The following is a 21,503-nucleotide window of genomic DNA, read 5'->3' on the forward strand; positions in this document are numbered from 1 at the left end:
GCTATTGTCCGCTGTTATGCCACCAGCCTACAGGAGCCTGCTGATGGACTGTCGCTCAGATTGCGGTGCTTGCTGTATTGCTCCTTCGATTTCCAGCCCGATCCCCGGCATGCCATTCGGCAAGCCCGCCAATACCCGTTGCTTGCATTTAGATGACAATATGCGCTGTGGTATTTTCCATTCGCCCTCTCGTCCGGCGGTGTGTGCCAGCCTACAAGCATTGCGCGAGATGTGTTTTGATACCCGCGAACAGGCTTTGGTATATTTGATTCAGTTGGAAGTGGAGACTGCGCCTTAAATGGCAAAGTCCTCAAGCTCTATCTTAAACGGTGAGAACTGGCAGAAGAGTAAAGCGTTCGCGCCAGGGAAGGCGCGGCTCGAGCCCCCAGGGAAGGGTTTACGGCGTCTTTACGATCTGTCAGTTCTCTCCGCTGTTAGCACTAAACTACCGAGTTATTCAACCTAAGGACTAAGCCCCAGCCGGAACCGCATGGGCGGTATTTTTCAGCACCGGCCCGGTGTATTTTTCAATCTCAAGCTGTGCCATTTGCCCGCAATTGCCCTGCGCCAAACTGGATGAGCCGATATCAAAAGTCAGGCAATTAATATTACCGTTCTTACAAATCGAACCCGGCACCGACGGCTCGGCGGGATCAAACCATGCCCCTTCGCTTATCCGCACCACACCCGGGCGCACATCCTCGGTGACGACCGCACCGACTAAAATCTGCCCGCGATCATTAAACGCCCGCACTAAATCGCCGTTTACAATCTGCCGCGCACTGGCATCTTGTGGGCTTATTAGGATGGCTTCGCGATCAGCTACCGCGTATTTTTCGCGCAGTGGTGTGTTATCCAATTGCGAATGCAGGCGGTTGATAGGGTGCGCCGTGTTCAGTGACAGCGGATATTGCTTGGCTTCTGCTCCGCGATACCATTCATGAGGTGGCATCCAGGTCGGGATCCCCTGACAATCCGCGTATTCCATTTTGGCGATAGTATCGGAGTAGATTTCAATTTTACCCGATGGTGTGCCGAGCGGATTGAGCAATGGATTTTCGCGATAATCGGCAAAACGAACCCACTGTTTGTTCGCCTCTGGAATAGGGAAGCGAATATAGTTATTCGATTCCCAAAACATATCGAACGGCGGCAGCGCGACACGCGCAGTGCGGGCCTGCGATTTCATATCGTCATACATTGATTTCAACCACTGAGTTTCATCTTTGCCCTCGGTAAAGGCATCAATCACCCCCAGTCGGGTGGCCATAGCGGCGAAAATATCAAAATCACTGCGAGATTCATGTTGTGGCGGGACGCACTGATGCATCGGGAACACATAAAGCTGCGAATAATCGCCGCCCATTTCCAAATCATTGCGTTCGTAGCTGGTGGTGGCCGGTAACACAATATCCGCGTGTTTGGCGGTGGCGGTCCAGTAGGGTTCATTCACCACAATGGTTTCCGGATGCTGCCAGGCTTTCACCAGATTATTAGTGTCCTGATGCTGGTGGAAGGTATTGCCGCCCGCCACATAGACCATTTTGACATCCGGATAGGTCACTTTGGTGCCATTGAAATCAATGGTTTTACCCGGATTGGCCAGACATTCGGCAATGCGCGCCACTGGAATTGGCGTCGGCGAGTTCTTCGGCGCATTGCCGGCAGAAATCCCCGGCAAAATGCCGCCTTTGGCGGTTGGACTGCCGCCGGATGAGTAGTGATAGCTGAAACCAAAGCCGCCACCGGGCAAACCAATTTGGCCGAGCATCGAGGCCACCGTCACCAGCAGCCAGTGTTGTTGCTCACCGTGGTGTTGGCGCTGGATCCCCCAGCCGCCCATGATCATGGTGCGCTGTTTTGCCATATCGCGCGCCAGTTGGCGGATAACTTCAGCATCGACACCGCTGATATCAGCCGCCCATTCCGCCGTCTTCGGCTGGCCGTCGGTTTCTCCTAACAGATAAGCCTGGAATTTATCGAAACCAATCGTATAGGTTTTGATAAAGTCCGGATTGTGCAGCTTTTCCGTCAGCAAGGTGTGGGCAATCCCAATCAGCATCGCGCTGTCAGTGTAAGGACGCGGGGCAATCCATTGAGCATTAGTGAATTTGGCGCTGTCATTATTAACCGGGTCAATGCTAATGACTTTGGTGCCTTTCTTCTTCAGCGCTTCAAAGCCGGTTTGGCCGACATGATCCGGAATATTCCAACTATTTTTCAAAGTGATCATGGGGTTACAGCCCCACAGAATCACCAGTTCGCTATTTTCGACCACATTCGGCCAGGCGGTTTGTTGCTCATAAACCTCCATTGACCCCATAACGTGGGTCATGATCACCTGCGCGGCACCGGTTGAATAGTCACCGGCATAACCGAGGAATCCTCCACTCAGGTTCATTAAGCGTTGCAGCAAAGTGCGGCTGTTGTGCAGCATGCCGACACTTTTCCAGCCATAAGAGCCGGCATACAGCGCTTGTGGGCCGTGGTCTTTTTGTACACGTAAGATTTCGTTGCACACCAGCTCAGTGGCTTTATCCCAACTGACGCGCACCCACTCATCGCGGCCACGTAATTCGGTATGGCTGCCGGGGCCGCCCTCCAACCAGCTTTTGCGCACCATCGGGTATTTAATGCGGTTTTCGGCATGCACCTGATAGGGGGCCATGGTGATAAGGTCATTCGGCCAAGGGTCATCTTTGACCGGTTGGACGCCAACCATGCGCCCATTCTCGACCAGAGCTTCAAAGGCTCCCCAATGCGCGCCGGTCAGAATACCTTTCTGGGCCTGACGCAGTGCTAAAAATTGCGGTAATGCCTGGCTGATGGCCTGGGCTAATGCGGATTTTGGCCACAAACCCCCGACTAAAGGCAATGCAGCCAGCGCACTGGTTCCCAGTAAGAAGCGACGGCGGCTCATTTGTAAGGGTTGTTGTTGATATTTAGTCATTTTTGCCTCTTATTTACAGCTTGGCCGGCATATCACTGGCATGCTTTTGTACATATTGAGTCATCACGCGCAACTGTTCCTGCGTCAGGGAGGTGCGTGGTGCCATGCCTTTGATAACCCCAATCCATTGATTCGCATTGAAGCGGTCCAGTGCGGTCAAACCGTGGCAACCGGTACAGTTAGCTGACATCATATCAGCGGCATAGCGCCAGATTTTCTGTTGGTCATCAACCAGTTGTTTCTTTGGCAACCACACTTGGAGTGCAACTTGGTGCCAGACCAGATTGGTTTGTGGGTCGGTTTGGGTATTCAATGTTTTCAGGGCTTTTTGTGCCTCTTCGCCCAGTAACACACTCAAAATGCGTTTTCCTTGGGCGGCGTAAAACACTTCTGCTACGCCATCTTGCTGCCAGCCTTTGACATCAACTAACACCTGGTCACCTTGCTGCTTCACGACTTCCACTTCGGTCGATGGCATCAAGTTACCAGCATTGTGGCTGTCACCGGCATTCATAAAGAAGGGTTCAGTGGCGATGGTGTAAAGCGTGGTGGCGCTGGCTGGGGTTTGGGCTGCGGCGGTGGCCAGTTCGGCGGCACCGGCTTGAGTCACTTCACTCATGTCGGGCAGGATATGGGCGACACCTTTATGGCAATCAATACAAGTTTCACCCTTCTTGATGGCGACCGGGTGCTGAATGCGTGCTTCAGCACTTTGCCCGGTGATGTCCATAGCATCAAAACTGTGGCAAGAACGGCAGGTTGCTGAATCATTTTCTTTCAGCGTTTTCCACACTGATTGGGCCATGGCGAGTTTATGGGCTTCATATTTCTCTGGTGTATTGATGGTGCCAACCATTTCACCATAGATATCTTTCACTGCCCGGATTTTAGTCCATAGATAATCCAGCGGCTCATGAGGCACATGGCAATCAGCACATTCAGCACGGATACCCTTGGTGTTTTGGAAGTGTACGCTACCTTGATATTCAGCCAGTGGCTGCTGCATGGTATGGCAGGAAACGCAGAATGCGGTATCACTGGTTTTATGGAAGACGGTGGCGGTTCCTGCTAATAGGGCGGCCCCAATAATAATGCCGATCAGCAAAATCCATAACCATCCCCACCGGCGTCGCTTCCCGAAGCCAGTTTGTTTGTTGCTCATAATTGCACCCATTCTAATAATTATTGGTAAAACGGACGGATCAAATGCACCACTGGTTAATCTGCCAGCGACAACTCTTTCCCATAAAATAAGTAAGCTTATTGTAGGGCGGTTTTCCGCAGCTGACTAACTCAATAGAGGTATTTAGCAATATTAGTTCAAATTAGCTGAATATAAATGCCAGAAATGGAGGGTATTTCGTGAGGGAGTGCAAATAACCAGCTGAAATTGCTGGTTATATAATATTATATATAACGCTATTTTTTAGTTGGAAGCGGTGTAAAACTGCTGATTCAACCATAAGTCGACCGCATGGCGGCTGGCTTCAAAATGAGGCTCGGGTAATTCGCGCGGATTGCACCACACCCATTGCTGACATTTATCTGGCTCTTTCAGCTCTGGCTCCCCACCGGGGTGTTGTGCTAGCAAGCAAACCGAAACGGTATGTTTACCCTCTTCACGCCAGGTCGCCAGGTTATTGCATAAACCAATAACCGACATGTCATTGATTTTTAAGCCGGTTTCTTCGATGATTTCCCGCTGTGCCGCTTGTTCAAAAGACTCGCCGGCCTCCATATGACCACCGGGAATTGACCAGTAAGGTGCATGCTGACCGCTGCGTTTCCCCAACAGAATTTCACCTTGTTGATTGACGATAATCACGCCAACACCGACAACGACAGACATTGTTTAGCTCCTTTGATCTGAGTATCAGCTACCATCAGCAAAATGGGCTATTTTGCTGATGACAGAAACTTGTTCAAGACGGAAAATGTGCGGAGTGTCAAAAATTCATCAAGAATAAAAGCAGAAAACTTGCATATATTCTGAGTCGGAAACACACTCCTTGAAACGTTTCAGCGTTACCTCGTCACCAAATGATAAAGGGTCAGGCTCCTTTTTCTTATGAAAGCTGAAACGATTCAATTTCAGCAAGAGAGGAGACATAATGTTCCAGTTATCGACAAAAGATATTCATCTGGCTGCTCAAGCAGGCAGCAAAAATGAGGCTATCACTCAGGTGGCCGCCGCCCTGACTCAAGCTGGCAATGTTGCTGCTGGCTATCTTGATGGGATGCTAGCCCGCGAGCAGCAGACCTCGACCTATTTGGGTAATGGCATTGCTATCCCACATGGTACCACTGATACCCGCGACTTGGTGCTGAACACCGGCGTACAGGTGTTCCAATTCCCACAGGGTATTGCCTGGGGTGAAGATCAAACCGCCTATATAGTTATCGGCATCGCGGCCCGCTCTGATGAACATCTGGCATTATTACGCCAATTGACGCACGTGTTAAGTGATGATGCGGTTGCCGCACAGCTAGCAAAAACCACCTCAGCTGAAGAGTTACGCAGTTTGCTGATGGGCGAGCAAAAAACCGCTGAATTCCATTTTGACACCTCACTTATCGCGCTCGATGTGGCGGCTGACAATTTGATCACGCTGCAAGCACTGAATGCCGGCCGTTTACAGCAAATCGGCGCTGTTGATACGCATTTTGTCAGTGATGTGATTACCCGCGAGCCGCTGAATCTGGGGCAGGGCATCTGGCTGAGTGACAGCACCGAAGGTAATTTGGTCAGTGCTGCGGCAATCAGTCGCCCGGTAACTGCTTTTGAGCATAATGGGGAGAAAGTTGCCCTATTGCTGACACTGTCCGTCGCTAATAACCAGTCAGTGGCCGATAACCAACCACTGTCAGTACTCAATTATTTGAGTGACTTACTGCTGGCGAAAAAAGCTGACGCGTTGCTGAACGCTGATGCCGCTGCACTGTTGGCATTGCTGACCAGTGAATATGTAGAGCAAAATGAAGTATTAAGCGCAGAGTTTGTTATCCGCAATGAACATGGGTTACATGCGCGCCCAGGGACGATTTTAGTCAATACAATCAAACAGTTTACCAGTGAAATCACCGTAACCAATCTGGACGGCACCGGTAAACCCGCTAATGGACGTAGTCTAATGAAAGTTGTGGCTTTAGGGGTTAAAAAAGGGAATCGTCTGCGCTTTACCGCCAGCGGTGAAGATGCACAGGCTGCGCTGGACGCCATTGGTGCCGCCATCTCCGCCGGTTTGGGCGAGGGGGCAGCATGAGCAGAAGAGTCGCAACTATCACACTGAACCCGGCTTACGATTTGGTGGGCTTTTGCCCAGAGATTGAGCGCGGTGAAGTTAACCTGGTAAAAACTGCCGGCCTGCATGCGGCGGGTAAAGGTATTAATGTTGCCAAGGTGCTGAAAGATTTAGGTATTGATGTCACGGTTGGCGGTTTCCTCGGCAAAGATAACCAAGATGGCTTCCAACTGTTGTTCAGCGAACTGGGTATCGCCAACCGTTTTCAGGTGGTGCCAGGGCGTACCCGCATCAACGTCAAACTGACCGAAAAAGATGGCGAAGTGACTGACTTTAACTTCTCCGGTTTTGAAGTCACCAAACCCGATTGGGACCGCTTCGTCACCGACTCATTGAGCTGGTTGGGGCAGTTCGACATGGTGGCGGTCAGCGGCAGTTTGCCAGCGGGGGTGAATCCCGATGACTTTACCGACTGGATGAAGCGCCTGCGCTCCCAGTGCCCGTGCATAATTTTCGACAGCAGCCGCGAAGCCCTGGTTGCAGGTCTGAAAGCTTCGCCGTGGTTGGTAAAACCCAACCGCCGTGAGCTGGAAATCTGGGCCGGTCGCCCATTACCAGAACTGAGTGATGTGGTGGAAGCCGCACACGCACTGCGCGACCAGGGGATTGCCCATGTAGTGATTTCACTCGGCGCGGAAGGTGCGCTGTGGGTCAACGCCTCCGGTGCCTGGTTGGCAAAACCCCCGGCTTGCGAAGTGGTCAGCACTGTCGGTGCCGGTGACTCAATGGTCGGCGGCCTGATTTATGGATTATTAATGCGTGAGTCCAGCGAGCATACCTTGCGCCTGGCAACCGCAGTCGCCGCTTTGGCCGTCAGTCAAAGCAATGTGGGTATTACCGATCGCCCGCAATTGGCCGCCATGATGGCAAAAGTCGATTTGAAACCTTTTAATTGATTTCCGGAGGCGAAATGAAAACGCTACTAATAATAGACAGTTCGCTCGGGCAGGCCAGAGGCCACCTTGCGTCACTGATGCTGGGTGCAGCGGCGGCAAAAGCCGGGCTGAGCTGGGTAGAAAATGCCGCAGATGCCGAACTGGTGATTGTGGCTGGGCCATCAGCTCCAACTGACAGCGCGCTGAACGGCAAGAAAGTGTATGCCGGTGAGCTAGAAAAAGCGGTGCGTGACCCTGAGGGTTTTTTGGCTCAGGCAATTGCGCAGGCCAAGCCTTATCAGTCTCCAGTGACCACCGCGCCAGCAACAATTTCAGCAACCACGTCAGCAACCGGTCCAAAGCGCATTGTGGCGATTACCGCCTGCCCGACTGGTGTCGCGCACACCTTTATGGCGGCTGAGGCCATTGAAAGTGAAGCGAAAAAACGCGGCTGGTGGGTAAAAGTAGAAACGCGCGGTTCTGTCGGTGCGGGCAATACTATTACGCCGGAAGAAGTGGCTGCGGCCGATTTGGTGATTGTAGCGGCTGACATTGAAGTGGACTTGGATAAGTTTGCTGGCAAACCGATGTACCGCACCACCACCGGCTTGGCGCTGAAGAAAACTGTGCAGGAACTGGACAAAGCGCTGGTGGAAGCGGAAGTTTATCAGCCAAAAACCGGCAGCAGCACTGGCAGCAAAAAAACAGAAACTGGCGGCCCTTATCGCCATCTGCTGACCGGTGTGTCTTACATGTTGCCGATGGTGGTGGCAGGCGGTTTGTGTATCGCGCTCTCCTTCGTGTTCGGGATTAAAGCATTTGAAGTCAAAGGCTCTTTGGCTGCGGCCTTGATGCAAATTGGTGGCGGTTCAGCATTCGCCCTGATGGTGCCGGTATTGGCTGGTTTCATCGCCTTCTCGATTGCCGACCGTCCCGGTCTGACACCGGGTTTGATTGGCGGTATGTTGGCGGTGAGCACTGGTGCGGGCTTCCTTGGCGGTATCATTGCCGGTTTCCTCGCCGGTTATGTCGCCAAAGCCATCAGCACCAAGTTGCATTTACCGCAAAGTATGGAAGCGCTGAAGCCGATATTGATTATCCCGCTGGTGGCGAGCTTGATTGTCGGTTTGGTGATGATTTATGTGGTCGGTACGCCGGTGGCACAAATCATGACTGGCCTGACTAATTGGCTGCAATCTATGGGTACCGCCAATGCGGTGCTGCTGGGCGCTATCCTCGGGGCGATGATGTGTACCGATATGGGTGGGCCGGTGAACAAAGCGGCTTACGCCTTTGGTGTCGCGCTGTTGAGTTCGTCAGTTTATGCCCCGATGGCGGCGATTATGGCGGCGGGGATGGTTCCACCGCTGGCCATGGGTCTGGCAACATTGCTGGCACGTCATAAGTTTGACAAAGGTGAGCAGGAAGGGGGCAAAGCGGCGCTGGTTCTGGGCTTGTGCTTTATCTCTGAAGGGGCGATTCCGTTTGCGGCCCGTGACCCAATGCGCGTGTTGCCGTGCTGTATTGCCGGTGGCGCATTAACTGGCGCGCTGTCGATGGCCTTCGGCGCGCAACTGATGGCACCACACGGCGGTCTGTTTGTGTTGTTGATTCCAGGGGCCATTCATCCGGTGCTGTTATATCTGGTGGCCATTATTGCGGGTACCGTCTTAGCCGGTGGCCTGTACGCGATGCTAAAACGCCCTGATGCAGTGGTCGCCAAGGTAGCATAAGTATTATTAAAGACTGATTAAGTTAGTTTTTATCAATGCCCGTCAGATTTACTGGCGGGCATTTTTTAACATGCTGATTTTGATTAAACTTCTGCTTGTGATTTCAGCCAGGCTATCTCTTCAGCCCAGATATCTGGATTGACGGTTTCCAGAATCAGCGGAATATTATCAAAGCGCGGATCGCGCATAATATAGCTGAACACGGTTTTGCCGATATTGCCCTCACCCAAGCTGTGGTGGCGGTCGACGCGGCTGTTAAATTCACTTTTTGCATCATTAAGATGCATACCGCGCAAATACTCGAAACCGACGATTTCACCAAGCTGACTGAAAGTATGCTCACAATCTGCTTCGCTGCGTAAATCATAACCGGCGGCGAAAGCATGGCAGGTATCAATACAAACTCCCACGCGGCTCTTATCTTCCACCCCATCAATGATGGCGGCCAGATGTTCAAACTTGAAGCCCAGATTGCTGCCCTGACCGGCGGTATTCTCAATCACCGCGGTCACGCCTTCACTGGCGTCCAGCGCGATATTGATAGATTCGGCGATGCGCGCCAGACATTTATCTTCATCAATTTGCAGTAAATGGCTGCCGGGATGGAAGTTCAGTAATGACAGCCCCAGTTGCTGGCAGCGCAGCATTTCATCAATAAAGGCTTCGCGGGATTTCTCCAGCGCCTCGGCCACCGGATGACCGAGGTTAATCAGGTAGCTATCGTGAGGTAAAATCTGGGCTGAGGTATAGCCATAGTGTTCACAAGCTTGCTTAAATTTTTCAATCACATCTTCCGCCAGCGGCGCGGCGCGCCATTGACGTTGATTCTTGGTAAACAAGGCAAAGGCAGTGGCCTCAAGTTCATGCGCTCGAATCACAGCCTGGTCTACACCCCCTGCTGCGCTGACATGTGCACCGACAAATTTCATTCCATTCTCCTTTGATATCCGGCCCATTATGGCATTGATAGCGGCGCGATTGAATGGGATAAACTCGTCATACTTCAAGCTGCATGTGCGTTGACTGCTTTCGTTACTCGGCCCATCCGTGGGCCTCTCCTCGTTGAGGTCGCTGCCAGCAGCGTTCAAATCTGCTCCCGGCAGATTTGTCACCCGAATCATTGACTGGCGTCAACTCATCGGGAGTCACTCACTTGCCGTTTTCCTGCAACTCGAATTATTTAGAGTATAAACTGCGGCAAAAGAAAAGGGCCGCCGTGGCGGCCCTCAGACCGAAGACCAAGTTGATAAGCGGGGAAATGCGCCGGATGGGTCGTAACGGCTTAGGCCGTCGGAGCGCCCATCGGTGCAGTCGCCCCGCCACAGCAGTATTAACCGGCAATATGCTGCACCAGTAAGTTGATACCTGTCCCACCGACCAGCAACCAGACAAACAGCATCAAAGCCAGTAACAGCGGTTTGACCCCAGCCTGACGAATAGAACCCACATGGGTGGTTAGCCCCAGTGCCGCCATCGCCATGGCCAGCAAGATGGTATCGAGTGTTATTAAGTGGCTAACCCATGCTGCGGGCAGCAAATTCAGTGAGTTAAACCCCGCCATCAGAATAAATATCACCGCAAACCACGGAATGGTAATAGCACTTTTCTCACGTTTTTCACCGCGGCTTTTCATGCTGCTGCGGCCCAAATAAGCTGACAATAACAGCAAGAATGGCGCGAGCATCATGACCCGGATCATTTTGGTAATGACGGCGGCATTCTCAGCATCAGGGCCAATGGCATGCCCAGCGGCGACTACCTGTGCCACTTCATGAATGGTCGAACCGGCAAAAATACCAAAGGTTTCCTGACTGAACGGCAGCCATTGGTAATGCAGGTTTAGCTGGTACAGCCATGGGTAAATAAAAATCGCCAGTGTCCCGAAAATCACCACTGTGGCGACGGCCACCGCCACTTTGCTGGCGTCCGCTTTCAGCACCGGTTCGGTTGCCATAATAGCTGCCGCCCCACAAATACTGCTACCGGCACCAATTAACATCACGGTTTGCTGGTCCAAACCAAACACGCGTTTCCCTAGCCAGCAGGCCAATATAAAGGTGGAGCCGAGAGTTAACAGGTCAATAATCATGCCGGTGGCACCGACATCCGCCACTTGTTGAAAAGTCAGCCGGAAGCCGTACAAAATGATGCCCAGCCGCAGTAAATGTTGTTTGGCGAGCACCACCCCGTCAGAGCAGACCGGCTGTACCCAAGGGTACAGAGTGTTGCCCACCAGGATACCGAATAAAATTGCCAGCGTCAGTGCCCCAAGACCCATGTCAATAAACCACGGCATGTCACCCACTTTGAGTGCTAACCCGGTAATCACACCAGTCAATACCAAGCCCGGAATATAGCGAAACAAAGCTGGCAGCTGTGGTCGGGAGAGTTCTTTAATATGAGAAGTCGCCATGTTGATGTCCTGTGTCCTGTAAAGATTGCCGTTAGTTTACCTATTTTAGATATAATAGATAAATTGATTATATATTTATAATAAATCGATATAAGTGGTAAGTAATGTTCTGTGGACCAAAAGAGATGTTGGGGGAGATCGCGGTGAGTGATGCAGGCATACACAAAGAGGTATGCCTGATAATACGACTATTGAGTGGCGGACTGATCAGTTTGCCCGGTAGGTGCTGGTGTGCCTAGCATACAAGCATCATAGTTTTCTATTTGTGGCTGTGAACACGCCTCCATACAGTCTTCTTCAGACCCTCCCGCAATCTCGCAAGCATTAGCGAGCAGTGGAGTTGCTGAAAAAGTTAAGGAAAGTAATATATATTTAAGACTATTATTCATAAGAAATACCTCATAAGTGAAATGCATCCATATATTTCAGATATGAAAACCCATTGTTCACATTTTAATTTCTAAGCTAATAAATAATAATTATACTTAGAATATACAATGAGTTAGCATATCACAGAGAGAGTATGTCGATAAAAGCAACAGTTCAATGCGTTTATACCTGTATGAGTAACTTTAAAGCATCGGAACAACCGACAGGTGCCATAAAAGGCCATTGCTGTGAATATAAACTTGGATTGTTGGATTGGAGCTTATGAGTAAAACCAGGAGCCATGTTAGAATTACAACATTAATAATTGATGATATAAGGTTTTAATATGAAAAAAGTAAAACCAGAAAAATCACTGTGGATGATCTTGATAATTGCGCCACTTATTTATTTATTGACCCCACCTTATTTAGTTGCTTATTTTTTCAAGTTATATAACTTGAATCCTTTCCATATTACACCGCTACCTCATTTTAATCCGTTTAAGAGCGAACGTGGTATTCCATTATCTCATACATTCAGCTACCTGTTAATTATATGGTTGATTTTTAATGTTATTATTTGTGCGATTGGCACGATTATTTATCGTGTTTTCTTTCGTGCCGATGATAATAAATAGTATTTTACTGCTTAAATTCATCCTTGATGATCGCCGAATTTTACTCAGAAGTGTTAGTCTTGTAGGGTAATCGAGGTTATATACCCATCACCTTCATTTATGAAAGAGACTCTTATGCACATAACCTTACGTCAACTTGAAGTCTTTACTGAGGTGCTAAAAAGCGGCTCTACGACACAAGCCTCGGTTGTGCTCGCACTTTCACAATCGGCAGTCAGCGCCGCGTTGGCGGATTTGGAAGGGCAATTAGGGGTACAACTTTTTGATAGGGTCGGTAAGCGTTTAGTTACTAATGAGCATGGGCGGTTACTTTACCCCAAAGCACTATCACTTCTTGATCAGGCTGTAGAAATTGAACAACTTTTCTTGCAGGATTTAGGCGCATTGCGCATCGCCGCCAGTAGCACCATCGGCAATTATATGTTGCCGGGTATGATTGCTAAATATCGGCGTGATTTCCCTGGAACGCCGCTGGAGTTGAATATTGGTAACAGTCAGGATGTGATTGAAGCGGTAGCCGATTTTCGCGGTGATCTGGGCCTGATTGAAGGGCCGTGTCATATGCCAGAATTGATGACACAAGCTTGGCTGCACGATGAATTAGTGGTGTTTGCTGCGCCCGATAACCCGTTATGCCATAAAATGCTGACGCTAGAGGAGCTGGCTGATGCCGCGTGGATCTTACGTGAGCGAGGTTCGGGGACGCGTGAAGTTCTCGACCATTTATTGTTGGCAAAATTGCCCCATTTTAAATTGGTTATGGAACTGGGGCATTCTGAAGCCATTAAGCGGGCGGTGCGTTATGGCATAGGAATCAGTTGCTTGTCGCGGCGAGTGATTGCCGATCAACTTGCCAGCGGTGAACTGATTGAACTTAATATTCCTTTGCCGCCACTGATCAGGACGTTATATCTGATTCATCATCGGCAAAAACACATCTCAAATGCTTTGCAACGTTTTCTAAGTTATTGCCAAGAAGAGCCTTGAGCCGCTGGATTTATCAAAGCGCATTCGCGGTATGCGGCATAGGGTTTTAAGTGTTTTACACCACTATAAAGGGTTGTTACGGCAAGAATACCCCGTGGGATTGCATTTATTCTGATAATTGAGCTTTTGCTAATAATTCAGCTAGGATCATGAAGGTATCTTATATCAGCGCATTGTTCCTCACACAGGCGATGGGATTTGTTACAATCCCGCCTCATTTTTAAGGGCGGATTAGGGTAAGAATGACTCAGCCACAGACTAAAATCCCCGCGCAGCAGGGTGCGCAGCGCTTACGCCGAGAGCTTAAATCACGGCATCTAGCCATGATTGCTATCGGTGGTTCTATTGGTACCGGTTTATTTGTGGCCTCAGGGGCGACGGTATCCCAGGCAGGCCCAGGTGGAGCATTGCTCTCCTATGCATTGATTGGCCTGATGGTTTATTTCTTGATGACTAGCCTCGGTGAGCTGGCGGCGTTTATGCCGGTATCGGGTTCATTTTCGACTTACGGTTCAAAATATGTTGAGGAAGGCTTCGGCTTCGCCCTTGGCTGGAACTACTGGTACAACTGGGCGGTCACTATCGCCGTTGACCTGGTCGCGGCACAATTGGTGATGAATTATTGGTTCCCGGATGCGCCCGGTTGGATCTGGAGTGCACTGTTCCTCGCCTTAATGTTTTTACTGAACTACATCTCAGTCAAAGGCTTTGGTGAAGCGGAATACTGGTTCTCACTGATTAAAGTCACCACAGTTATTATCTTCATCATTATTGGCATAATGATGATTAGCGGCATCATGAAAGGCGGTGAGACTGCGGGCTGGCACAACTGGACCATTGGCGACGCGCCGTTTGCCGGTGGCTTCTCGGCGATGATTGGTGTGGCGATGATTGTCGGTTTCTCCTTCCAGGGGACAGAACTGATTGGTATCGCGGCCGGCGAATCAAAAGATCCGGCCAAAAATATCCCACGCGCAGTGCGTAAGGTTTTTTGGCGTATTCTGCTGTTCTATATCTTCGCTATTCTGATTATCAGTTTGATTATCCCGTATACCGACCCAAGTCTGTTGCGTAATGATGTCAAAGATATCAGCGTCAGCCCGTTCACCTTGGTATTCCAGAATGCGGGCCTGTTGTCGGCGGCGGCGGTAATGAATGCGGTTATTCTGACGGCGGTATTATCCGCAGGTAACTCGGGGATGTACGCCTCAACCCGCATGCTGTTTACCCTGGCTTCAGAGGGCAAAGCGCCACGTATTTTCGCTAAATTGTCTAAGGGCGGTGTGCCGCGTAATGCGCTGTATGCAACCACCGTAGTTGCGGGCTTGTGCTTCTTAAGCTCCATGTTTGGCAATCAAACTGTCTATCTGTGGTTGCTGAATACCTCCGGTATGACTGGCTTTATCGCCTGGTTGGGGATTGCTATCAGTCATTATCGTTTCCGCCGGGGCTATATGATGCAGGGCCGCGATTTGAACGATTTGCCGTATCAGTCGGGTTTCTTCCCGCTGGGGCCAATCTTTGCTTTTGTACTGTGTTTGATCATTACTTTGGGTCAGAACTATCAGGCATTCCTGCAAGACCGTATTGATTGGTATGGCGTGACCGCCACCTATATTGGCATTCCATTATTCCTGGTGATTTGGTTCGGCTATAAGCTCAGTCGTGGCACTAAGGTTATCAAATACAAAGATATGGAATTCCCGAAATGGCGTGATGAAAGTTATGATGATCAGGAACCTAAAAAAACAGTGCTGATTTCTGACTAACAAAATGATGCAGTAGATGAAAGGGCGATAATGTTATAGGGCGATAATGTTATCGCCCTTTTTTAGGACGATGAGCTGATGATTATTTGAACAACATTAAGCAAATAATTTCGCTGACTTCGCTTCATTCCCCGCTAGACATTATGAATATCCCCCACCGCATAGACTAAATAACATTATAAAATAAGTGCTTACAAGGATTTGCGTCAAAATAGTTATAGCAATCTTATTGATAAGTATTATCGTTTGTTTTATTGTTAGCGCCATATTGATATTCAGTCGCTGAAATAACAGCTGGTAGCTGAAATAAATGAGTGTATCCACAGAACCCATGACAAAAATCTCTAGCCAGGCAGATGCCAGTGTTATGGGGCGTTATAAGAATATTGTGCGCCACCGCCTGCTTATCATGGGCGTGTTGGTGTTAGCTATCTTCGGCTGCTTGTTACTGGACTTCACTATGGGGCCATCGGGCCTGACACTGTCGTCCCTGTGGCAGACGCTCATTGACCCGGCCAGTGCAGATGCAGGGACTCGGGTTATCGTCTGGGATATTCGTCTACCTTATGCCCTGATGCTACCTTTGTTGATGATGAGCTCGTGGAAGCTGATGGCGCTACATTTAGGTGAAGACCGGGCCATCTGTTTTGGTATTGATGTTCGCCGCTTACGGTTGGGAACATTGTTATGTATCAGTATGTTATCTGCGCTGGTGCTGTCAATGGCGTCGATTGCGTCAAAAAACCTGATTCCTGGTGTCATTATTTCGGTCGGGATTGTCACTTCGCTGGTGGGTGTGCCGTTCTTCCTGAGCATTATTTTGCGTCATGGCGACCATGTGCTGATGTTGCAAAACGGTTCGTTGATTGCGGATGGTTTACCCGAAGAGGTGATTACGCCGCAAAGTTTGGCCAAGGTCTATGGTGTGAAAGGGCGTATTGAGCGCTGTTCACAAGGGACGCCCCAAGTATTAATTGATGGGTTGGTGACGGAGCCAACTATTTAGTCAATATTTCTGATGCCTTATTATTGCTGTGGTTAATATTAATCCTGGGATGTAAGGAATTTATTTCAGAAGTAACTGTTTTTTATAAAATAATAATTATGTATTAAGCAGAAATCGTTGGAAGCGCTATTTCTGCTTTGGTGAGCTATTGCCGGTTTTTTATAAAAATAATATTTATCACCTGCCCGTCAGGCGGCATTGCTACAGGCAAAATAACCTGATGGAAAAGGAACTGAATAAGTTTATATCTCATGGAGAAAGAACAATGACTTTCAGAAAATCGCATTCTGCGGCACTGGTTATCGCGACAATTATCTCATCTCAGGCATCTGCTGCTGAAACTAATCCCCCCGCAACAGAGACTATGGTGGTAACAGCAACAGGCTTCCAACAACGCATTCAAGACTCGGCGGCGTCTATTTCTGTTGTGACCCGCGAACAAATTGAGAATAAAGCCTATACCGATATTACTGATGCGCTGAAAGATGTGCCGGGGGTAGTTGTCACTGGCGGCGGTAGTCACAGTGATATCAGTATTCGTGGGATGTCGGCGAAATACACCCTGATTCTGGTGGATGGTAAGCGGGTTGATACTCGTGGCACGCGGCCAAACAGCGACGGCTCGGGTATTGAGCAAGGTTGGTTACCCCCGCTGGCGGCTATTGAGCGTATTGAAGTGGTGCGCGGCCCAATGTCCTCTTTATATGGTTCGGACGCCATGGGCGGGGTCATTAACGTTATTACGCGTAAAGTGGGTAAAGAATGGCATGGCACCGTGCGTGCAGATGCCACCTTGCAGGAAGATTCTAATTCCGGCGATATTTATCAAACTAACGCCTATGCCTCTGGCCCATTAATTGATGGCTTATTGGGATTAAAAGTTAGCGGTTTACTGTCTCATCGTAGCGAAGATAAAATTATCGATGGCTATAATGAACAGCGCTTAAGAAACGGGGCCGCGACATTTACCTTAACACCGGATGATAAAAACGAATTTGACTTTGATATTGGCCATTATGTGCAAGATAGAAATACAACTGCCGGGCGTTCAGTGGCGTTAAACGGTAAAAGCAGTGACGTACAATATGACCGTAATAATTATGCGGTGACTCACCACGGTTATTATGATTTTGGTAATTCAACCAGCTATATTCAGCGCGACGAAACTCGTAACCCATCGCGCCAAATGAAAAGCGTCGATAATGTCTTTAATAGCCAAACCTCCTTCCTGTTTGATAGCCACACGTTAATTCTTGGTGGCCAATATCGCTATGAAGAGTTATCTGATAAAGGTAATCAGTTAGCTTCAGCTAAAGATCTCACCAAATTAACGCGCTGGAGTTGGGCATTATTTGCTGAAGACGAATGGCAAATGACCAATGATTTCGCTCTGACCGGTGGTATTCGTATGGATCAGGACGAAAACTATGGTACTCACTGGACGCCACGGATGTACGGTGTTTGGCATTTAGCTGAACAATGGACATTAAAAGGTGGGGTATCCGGTGGTTATCGCTCACCTGATTTGCGCCAGGCAACTGATAATTGGGGGCAAATCACCGGTGGCGGGCGAGGTGACCCGGCCATTATTGTCGGCAATGCTAACCTGAAGCCCGAAAGAAGTATCAGCCAGGAAATCGGCATTCTCTGGGATGACCAGGAAGGTATGAATGCGGGTGTGACACTGTTTAATACTGATTTTAAAGATAAAATCACTGAAGTGCGCCGCTGTACGGATACCACCGGCAATGCGTCAGGCCAATGCACTATCAATGGCACTCCTTACAAATTTATCAGTGACCGCACCAACGTGGATAAAGCCATGACGCGCGGTGTAGAAGCAACATTTGGTTGGGATATCAACAAAGACTGGTCACTGACCTCAAACTATACTTTTACTCAATCTGAGCAAAAGAGCGGGCAGTTCTCCGGTCAACCATTGAACCAAATGCCAAAACACATGTTAAACGGCACCTTGAACTGGCAAGCCAATGAAGAGCTGGCAACCTGGATCCGAGCTAACTACCGCGGTAAAACCTCGGAATACCTTGACCGTACCAGTATGGGGAAAACCACACCGTCTTATACGTTTGTGGACTTAGGCGCTAACTATCAGCTGACAAAAGAAGTCCGTCTGATGGGGGGTGTCTATAACGTGCTGGATAAACGCGTAGATATCGAAGTGAATGATAAAGTTCTGGATGGTCGCCGTTATATGGTAGGTGCCAGCTACGATTTCTAATCTCCTTCGCACTTGAAGCCGCAGGGGTGTTAGCTGCGTTCACTTACCCGAATCACTTACTGGTTGTTGGCATTGCTTGAATAATCTCATCGGGATGCGTTCGCTGGCTGCCTACCTGCGACTCCAATTGCTTTGGAGATAGATGTTGTACTTGAAGCCGCGGGGGTTAGCTGCGTTCACTTACCCGAATCACTTACATAAGTAAGCTCATCGGGATGCGTTCGCTGGCTGCCTACCTGCGACTCCAATTGCTTTGGAGATAGGTTTTGTACTTGAAGCTGTAGGGGGAGCCAACATAGCTCCCCTTATCTAATTAGCTTAGGCCAATATCAATGACTTTCTGGAATGCCGCTCTTTCGGTCAGGTTTTGATACCAATGCTGTAAGTGCGGTAACTGTGGGCGCTCAATCGACAGATTGAACCAGGCATACGCCAAACAGCCTAATGGAATATCACCGAGGCCGAATTTATCGCCCGAAAGATAGCTTTGTTTGCTCAGGGCTTCATCGGCAATCGCCATTAATGTATTCCATTGCACAATACCATGAGCAATTTGGGCTTTATCCTGCAATTCCGGCGCAGTGCGCACCAACCCAATAAACACACTCTTAAACGGCGCCGCAATACTGAATGTCGCCCAATCCATCCATTTCTCAGCGGCAGCCCGCTGTTTTGCATCCGGCAGGTAAAGGGTATTGGCGCCATATTGTGCTGCCAGATAGCGCACAATAGTGTTGGACTCCCACAGGATAAAATCATCATCTTGCAAGCAAGGGATCAGGCCATTAGGGTTCAGTGAGCGATATAACGGCGAGTTTAACTGGCCATATTGGCCACCGGCATCTATTCGCTCATAACTGAGCCCCAACTCTTCCAGACACCAAAGCACTTTTTTGACATTGGTCGAATTATTCCGACCCCAGATTGTCAGCATATCAAACTCCGGTCATGTTTAACGTCGTTGCCAATGATGGATATCCCAATCATGTAAAATTGCTAAGTCCACCAATTCAGTACCCGGATTGATCACTGCGGCGCGATCAACATATTCCAATAAGGGTTTGTCATTGATTGAGTCACTGTAACCATAGGTGTGTTGAAAGTCTAACAGGGGCGATTCCGTGAGCCACTGTTTTAGCCGCTCGACTTTACCCTCGCGGTAAGTCAGGGTGCCGTAGGTCTTGCCGGTATAGCGGTTATCTTCCACCGCGACGCCGATCGCCAATGCTGCATTAGCCGAAAAACACTGCGCAATGGGGTTAACTAAATGCTCACCGGTGGCTGAAATAATGACAATGTAATCCCCCCGGTCGCGGTGCCAGGCCAGCAATTTCTTGGCTTGAGGATAAATACGCGGCAAAATATCGCGCGCGATAAAACGCTCAACCCAACCCGCCACTTCGACCCTATGTTTTCCAACCAAGGGCGATAAGGTCGATTCCATATAGCAGGACATCGACAAACTCCCCTGATAATACTGTTTCATTAAATACTGTTCTTGTTCTGCCAGTTCATGGGACGCAAGCCCCTCATCCACCAGCCAGCGCAGCCATAGGCCAGAACTGTCATCGCTTATCAATGTTTCATCAAGATCAAACAGGGCTAAATCCATGAAGTCACCCCCAGGTCGGCAAATCGATTGAAGTGAAAATTAACAGTACGAGTGCTGGGCATCGGGCAATTCCCCACCGGAATAACGGGTATCAGTCGTTAAGCTAATACTTTCCACCCAAATAGGAAAGCGAATCAGCCTAGCGATTAAATAAGACAAAATAATGAAAGAAATAACATAGAACGGATTGATATTGGTGTGCTGCTGAGTTTCGGTGTTAATTGTTTATATCGTTTGGATATAAATTGATAAGTATCTAGTCGAGAACGCTCTTAAAAAGTTTTTTAATGGCACTAACCACCCTAAATAATTTGAATTGCAGGAAAGCAACCAACGCAGATGCAGCTTGAAGTATGACGGGTATTTAAGGCCACAGAGAGAGTGTTGTCGACTGCCTGCTTTCACCCCACAGCTCAGGAGCTGAATATGCTGATTATTCGTTTGTATGGTTGTCCAGTTTTCATTGGTTCTGAGCAGAAAAAACAGCCCGTTGAACATCCTGGAGTGAAAAATGAGTCACCAAAACTTAAACAATCAGTCACCGGTTAATGCCGATATCTTACCTTTATTGGATCTCTCATTGCTCAATGGCAGTGAAGCTGAACGTCAGGCATTTTTAGCCGACTTGCGCCATGGCGCACGAGATATTGGATTTTTTTATCTTACCGGACATGGGATTGACCCCGCGTTATTACAGCAAATCCAAACTCTTTCACGTGAATTTTTTGCTCTGCCTGATGAAGAGAAGTTGGCGGTGGCGATGGTGCGCTCACCACATTTTCGCGGCTATAACCGTGCGGCCTCAGAACTTACTCGCGGCCAGCCAGATTGGCGCGAACAGTTCGATATTGGCGCTGAGCGCACGCCATTACCTCAAACACCGGGCACGCCAAGCTGGGCGCGGTTGCAAGGCCCAAATCAGTGGCCTGAAGCGCTACCTGAATTAAAACCGACCTTATTGCAATGGCAGCGCGAAATGACCGGCATGGCATTGCGCTTATTGCGCGCCTTTGCTTTGGCATTGAATTTGGATGAAAACGCCTTTGACGAGTTGTATGGCGATAAACCCAATGAACATATCAAACTGATTCGCTATCCGGGGCGAGAAACGACTCAAAGCGGGCAGGGGGTTGGGGCGCATAAAGACTCCGGTTTCCTCAGTTTCTTATTGCAAGACCAGCAACGCGGTTTGCAGGTTGAGGTAGAAGAGGGGCGCTGGATTGATGCGGAGCCACTGCCGGACACTTTTGTGGTCAATATTGGTGAACTGCTGGAGCTGGCCAGTAATGGCTATTTGCGTGCCACGGTGCATCGGGTCGAAACACCACCGGCGGGCACCGACCGCTTGTCCATCGCCTTTTTCCTCGGCGCGCGTTTAGACGCGGTGGTTCCTTTGTACCCGTTAACCGCAGAACTGGCAGCAGAGGCCCGTGGCCCGGCGAGTGACCCGCATAATCCGCTGTTCCGTGATGTCGGATTGAATTATCTCAAAGGGCGTTTGCGCTCTCACCCAGATGTGGCGCAGCAATTTTATCCTGAAGTGGTTACACCATCAGAAACGGCGGCTACGGCCAGCACAACTTATTGATATTAAATTATAAAAACTTA

Annotated in this window: 17 protein-coding genes and 1 pseudogene; 11 read left to right on the forward strand and 7 right to left on the reverse strand. The window is 49.3% G+C overall.

Annotated elements, in window-relative coordinates; all coding sequences use genetic code 11:
* The first annotated feature begins 43 nt into the window (after positions 1 to 43).
* A complete protein-coding gene (locus tag FTA91_RS13145; RefSeq protein ID WP_038631961.1) occupies positions 44 to 298 on the forward strand; it encodes a YkgJ family cysteine cluster protein in 255 nt (84 codons plus the stop codon).
* A 171-nt stretch (positions 299 to 469) separates the two neighbouring features.
* Here FTA91_RS13145 and torA read toward each other — a convergent pair whose 3' ends face one another.
* The 3 genes from torA to FTA91_RS13160 all read right to left on the reverse strand — a co-directional run bounded on the left by torA (position 470) and on the right by FTA91_RS13160 (position 4,799).
* Entirely contained in the window at positions 470 to 2,950 is a 2,481-nt protein-coding gene (torA, locus tag FTA91_RS13150; RefSeq protein ID WP_050113043.1) for a trimethylamine-N-oxide reductase TorA, read from the reverse strand.
* 13 nt (positions 2,951 to 2,963) lie between these two features.
* A complete protein-coding gene (locus FTA91_RS13155; RefSeq protein ID WP_145536154.1) occupies positions 2,964 to 4,112 on the reverse strand; it encodes a NapC/NirT family cytochrome c in 1,149 nt (382 codons plus the stop codon).
* A 264-nt stretch (positions 4,113 to 4,376) separates the two neighbouring features.
* Positions 4,377 to 4,799 carry a nucleotide triphosphate diphosphatase NUDT15 gene (locus tag FTA91_RS13160; RefSeq protein ID WP_050113045.1) on the reverse strand — a complete coding sequence of 141 codons (423 nt, stop codon included), beginning with the start codon at positions 4,797 to 4,799 and terminating at the stop codon, positions 4,377 to 4,379.
* 262 nt (positions 4,800 to 5,061) lie between these two features.
* Between FTA91_RS13160 and fruB the strand changes: the two genes are divergently transcribed.
* Genes fruB through fruA form a run of 3 tightly spaced genes read left to right on the forward strand, consistent with a single transcriptional unit; the run spans position 5,062 to position 8,860 of the window.
* Positions 5,062 to 6,213, forward strand: a complete 1,152-nt coding sequence (gene fruB, locus FTA91_RS13165) for a fused PTS fructose transporter subunit IIA/HPr protein (RefSeq protein WP_145583476.1) — start codon at positions 5,062 to 5,064, stop codon at positions 6,211 to 6,213.
* Positions 6,210 to 7,148 (forward strand): 1-phosphofructokinase, encoded by a 939-nt coding sequence (gene fruK / locus FTA91_RS13170; protein WP_145536155.1) that lies wholly within the window; start codon positions 6,210 to 6,212, stop codon positions 7,146 to 7,148. The genes fruB and fruK overlap by 4 nt, the downstream gene beginning before the upstream one ends.
* A 14-nt stretch (positions 7,149 to 7,162) precedes the next feature.
* A complete protein-coding gene (gene fruA, locus FTA91_RS13175) occupies positions 7,163 to 8,860 on the forward strand; it encodes a PTS fructose transporter subunit IIBC (protein WP_145583478.1) in 1,698 nt (565 codons plus the stop codon).
* Between the two features lie 83 nt (positions 8,861 to 8,943).
* Here fruA and nfo read toward each other — a convergent pair whose 3' ends face one another.
* Together nfo and FTA91_RS13185 are read right to left on the reverse strand one after the other, a co-directional pair.
* Entirely contained in the window at positions 8,944 to 9,789 is an 846-nt protein-coding gene (gene nfo, locus FTA91_RS13180) for a deoxyribonuclease IV (RefSeq protein WP_050113049.1), read from the reverse strand.
* Positions 9,790 to 10,190: 401 nt separating this feature from the next.
* Positions 10,191 to 11,273, reverse strand: coding sequence for a YeiH family protein (locus tag FTA91_RS13185; RefSeq protein ID WP_050113050.1), 1,083 nt, complete (start codon positions 11,271 to 11,273; stop codon positions 10,191 to 10,193).
* Between the two features lie 715 nt (positions 11,274 to 11,988).
* Here FTA91_RS13185 and FTA91_RS13190 point away from each other — a divergent pair.
* The 5 genes and pseudogenes from FTA91_RS13190 (at position 11,989) to FTA91_RS13210 (ending at position 18,283) form a co-directional block, all read left to right on the forward strand.
* Positions 11,989 to 12,279: a hypothetical protein gene (locus FTA91_RS13190; RefSeq protein WP_050113051.1), complete on the forward strand. Its 291-nt coding sequence runs from the start codon at positions 11,989 to 11,991 to the stop codon at positions 12,277 to 12,279.
* A gap of 114 nt (positions 12,280 to 12,393) precedes the next feature.
* A complete protein-coding gene (gene yieE, locus FTA91_RS13195; protein ID WP_050113052.1) occupies positions 12,394 to 13,266 on the forward strand; it encodes a DNA-binding transcriptional regulator YeiE in 873 nt (290 codons plus the stop codon).
* A 242-nt stretch (positions 13,267 to 13,508) separates the two neighbouring features.
* Positions 13,509 to 15,035 (forward strand): amino acid permease, encoded by a 1,527-nt coding sequence (locus FTA91_RS13200; protein ID WP_050113053.1) that lies wholly within the window; start codon positions 13,509 to 13,511, stop codon positions 15,033 to 15,035.
* Between the two features lie 310 nt (positions 15,036 to 15,345).
* Positions 15,346 to 15,876, forward strand: a pseudogene (locus tag FTA91_RS13205) (iron chelate uptake ABC transporter family permease subunit); the annotation flags it as partial.
* A gap of 430 nt (positions 15,877 to 16,306) precedes the next feature.
* Positions 16,307 to 18,283 (forward strand): ligand-gated channel protein, encoded by a 1,977-nt coding sequence (locus FTA91_RS13210; RefSeq protein WP_050113056.1) that lies wholly within the window; start codon positions 16,307 to 16,309, stop codon positions 18,281 to 18,283.
* Between the two features lie 313 nt (positions 18,284 to 18,596).
* On the opposite strand, the gene FTA91_RS13215 is transcribed toward FTA91_RS13210, so the two are convergent.
* Both FTA91_RS13215 and FTA91_RS13220 read right to left on the reverse strand, forming a co-directional pair.
* Positions 18,597 to 19,217 (reverse strand): glutathione S-transferase family protein, encoded by a 621-nt coding sequence (locus FTA91_RS13215; protein WP_050113057.1) that lies wholly within the window; start codon positions 19,215 to 19,217, stop codon positions 18,597 to 18,599.
* 18 nt (positions 19,218 to 19,235) lie between these two features.
* Positions 19,236 to 19,895, reverse strand: coding sequence for an HAD family hydrolase (locus tag FTA91_RS13220; protein ID WP_050113058.1), 660 nt, complete (start codon positions 19,893 to 19,895; stop codon positions 19,236 to 19,238).
* Positions 19,896 to 20,321: 426 nt separating this feature from the next.
* Between FTA91_RS13220 and FTA91_RS20405 the strand changes: the two genes are divergently transcribed.
* Positions 20,322 to 20,444 (forward strand): hypothetical protein, encoded by a 123-nt coding sequence (locus FTA91_RS20405; RefSeq protein ID WP_264751673.1) that lies wholly within the window; start codon positions 20,322 to 20,324, stop codon positions 20,442 to 20,444.
* The gene (locus FTA91_RS13225) at positions 20,407 to 21,483 is read left to right on the forward strand and encodes an isopenicillin N synthase family dioxygenase (protein WP_186366635.1); all 1,077 of its coding nucleotides are present in this window, start codon (positions 20,407 to 20,409) and stop codon (positions 21,481 to 21,483) included. Before FTA91_RS20405 ends, FTA91_RS13225 begins: the two co-directional genes overlap by 38 nt.
* Positions 21,484 to 21,503 lie beyond the last annotated feature (20 nt).

Source organism: Yersinia thracica (assembly GCF_902170565.1).
GTDB lineage: Bacteria > Pseudomonadota > Gammaproteobacteria > Enterobacterales > Enterobacteriaceae > Yersinia > Yersinia thracica.

Coding starts and splice junctions, on each gene's coding strand:
- FTA91_RS13145 (WP_038631961.1), top strand. CDS start 44: ATGGACTGTCGCTCAGATTGCGGTGCTTGCTGTATTGCTCCTTCGATT.
- torA (WP_050113043.1), bottom strand. CDS start 2,950: ATGACTAAATATCAACAACAACCCTTACAAATGAGCCGCCGTCGCTTC.
- FTA91_RS13155 (WP_145536154.1), bottom strand. CDS start 4,112: ATGAGCAACAAACAAACTGGCTTCGGGAAGCGACGCCGGTGGGGATGG.
- FTA91_RS13160 (WP_050113045.1), bottom strand. CDS start 4,799: ATGTCTGTCGTTGTCGGTGTTGGCGTGATTATCGTCAATCAACAAGGT.
- fruB (WP_145583476.1), top strand. CDS start 5,062: ATGTTCCAGTTATCGACAAAAGATATTCATCTGGCTGCTCAAGCAGGC.
- fruK (WP_145536155.1), top strand. CDS start 6,210: ATGAGCAGAAGAGTCGCAACTATCACACTGAACCCGGCTTACGATTTG.
- fruA (WP_145583478.1), top strand. CDS start 7,163: ATGAAAACGCTACTAATAATAGACAGTTCGCTCGGGCAGGCCAGAGGC.
- nfo (WP_050113049.1), bottom strand. CDS start 9,789: ATGAAATTTGTCGGTGCACATGTCAGCGCAGCAGGGGGTGTAGACCAG.
- FTA91_RS13185 (WP_050113050.1), bottom strand. CDS start 11,273: ATGGCGACTTCTCATATTAAAGAACTCTCCCGACCACAGCTGCCAGCT.
- FTA91_RS13190 (WP_050113051.1), top strand. CDS start 11,989: ATGAAAAAAGTAAAACCAGAAAAATCACTGTGGATGATCTTGATAATT.
- yieE (WP_050113052.1), top strand. CDS start 12,394: ATGCACATAACCTTACGTCAACTTGAAGTCTTTACTGAGGTGCTAAAA.
- FTA91_RS13200 (WP_050113053.1), top strand. CDS start 13,509: ATGACTCAGCCACAGACTAAAATCCCCGCGCAGCAGGGTGCGCAGCGC.
- FTA91_RS13210 (WP_050113056.1), top strand. CDS start 16,307: ATGACTTTCAGAAAATCGCATTCTGCGGCACTGGTTATCGCGACAATT.
- FTA91_RS13215 (WP_050113057.1), bottom strand. CDS start 19,217: ATGCTGACAATCTGGGGTCGGAATAATTCGACCAATGTCAAAAAAGTG.
- FTA91_RS13220 (WP_050113058.1), bottom strand. CDS start 19,895: ATGGATTTAGCCCTGTTTGATCTTGATGAAACATTGATAAGCGATGAC.
- FTA91_RS20405 (WP_264751673.1), top strand. CDS start 20,322: ATGCTGATTATTCGTTTGTATGGTTGTCCAGTTTTCATTGGTTCTGAG.
- FTA91_RS13225 (WP_186366635.1), top strand. CDS start 20,407: ATGAGTCACCAAAACTTAAACAATCAGTCACCGGTTAATGCCGATATC.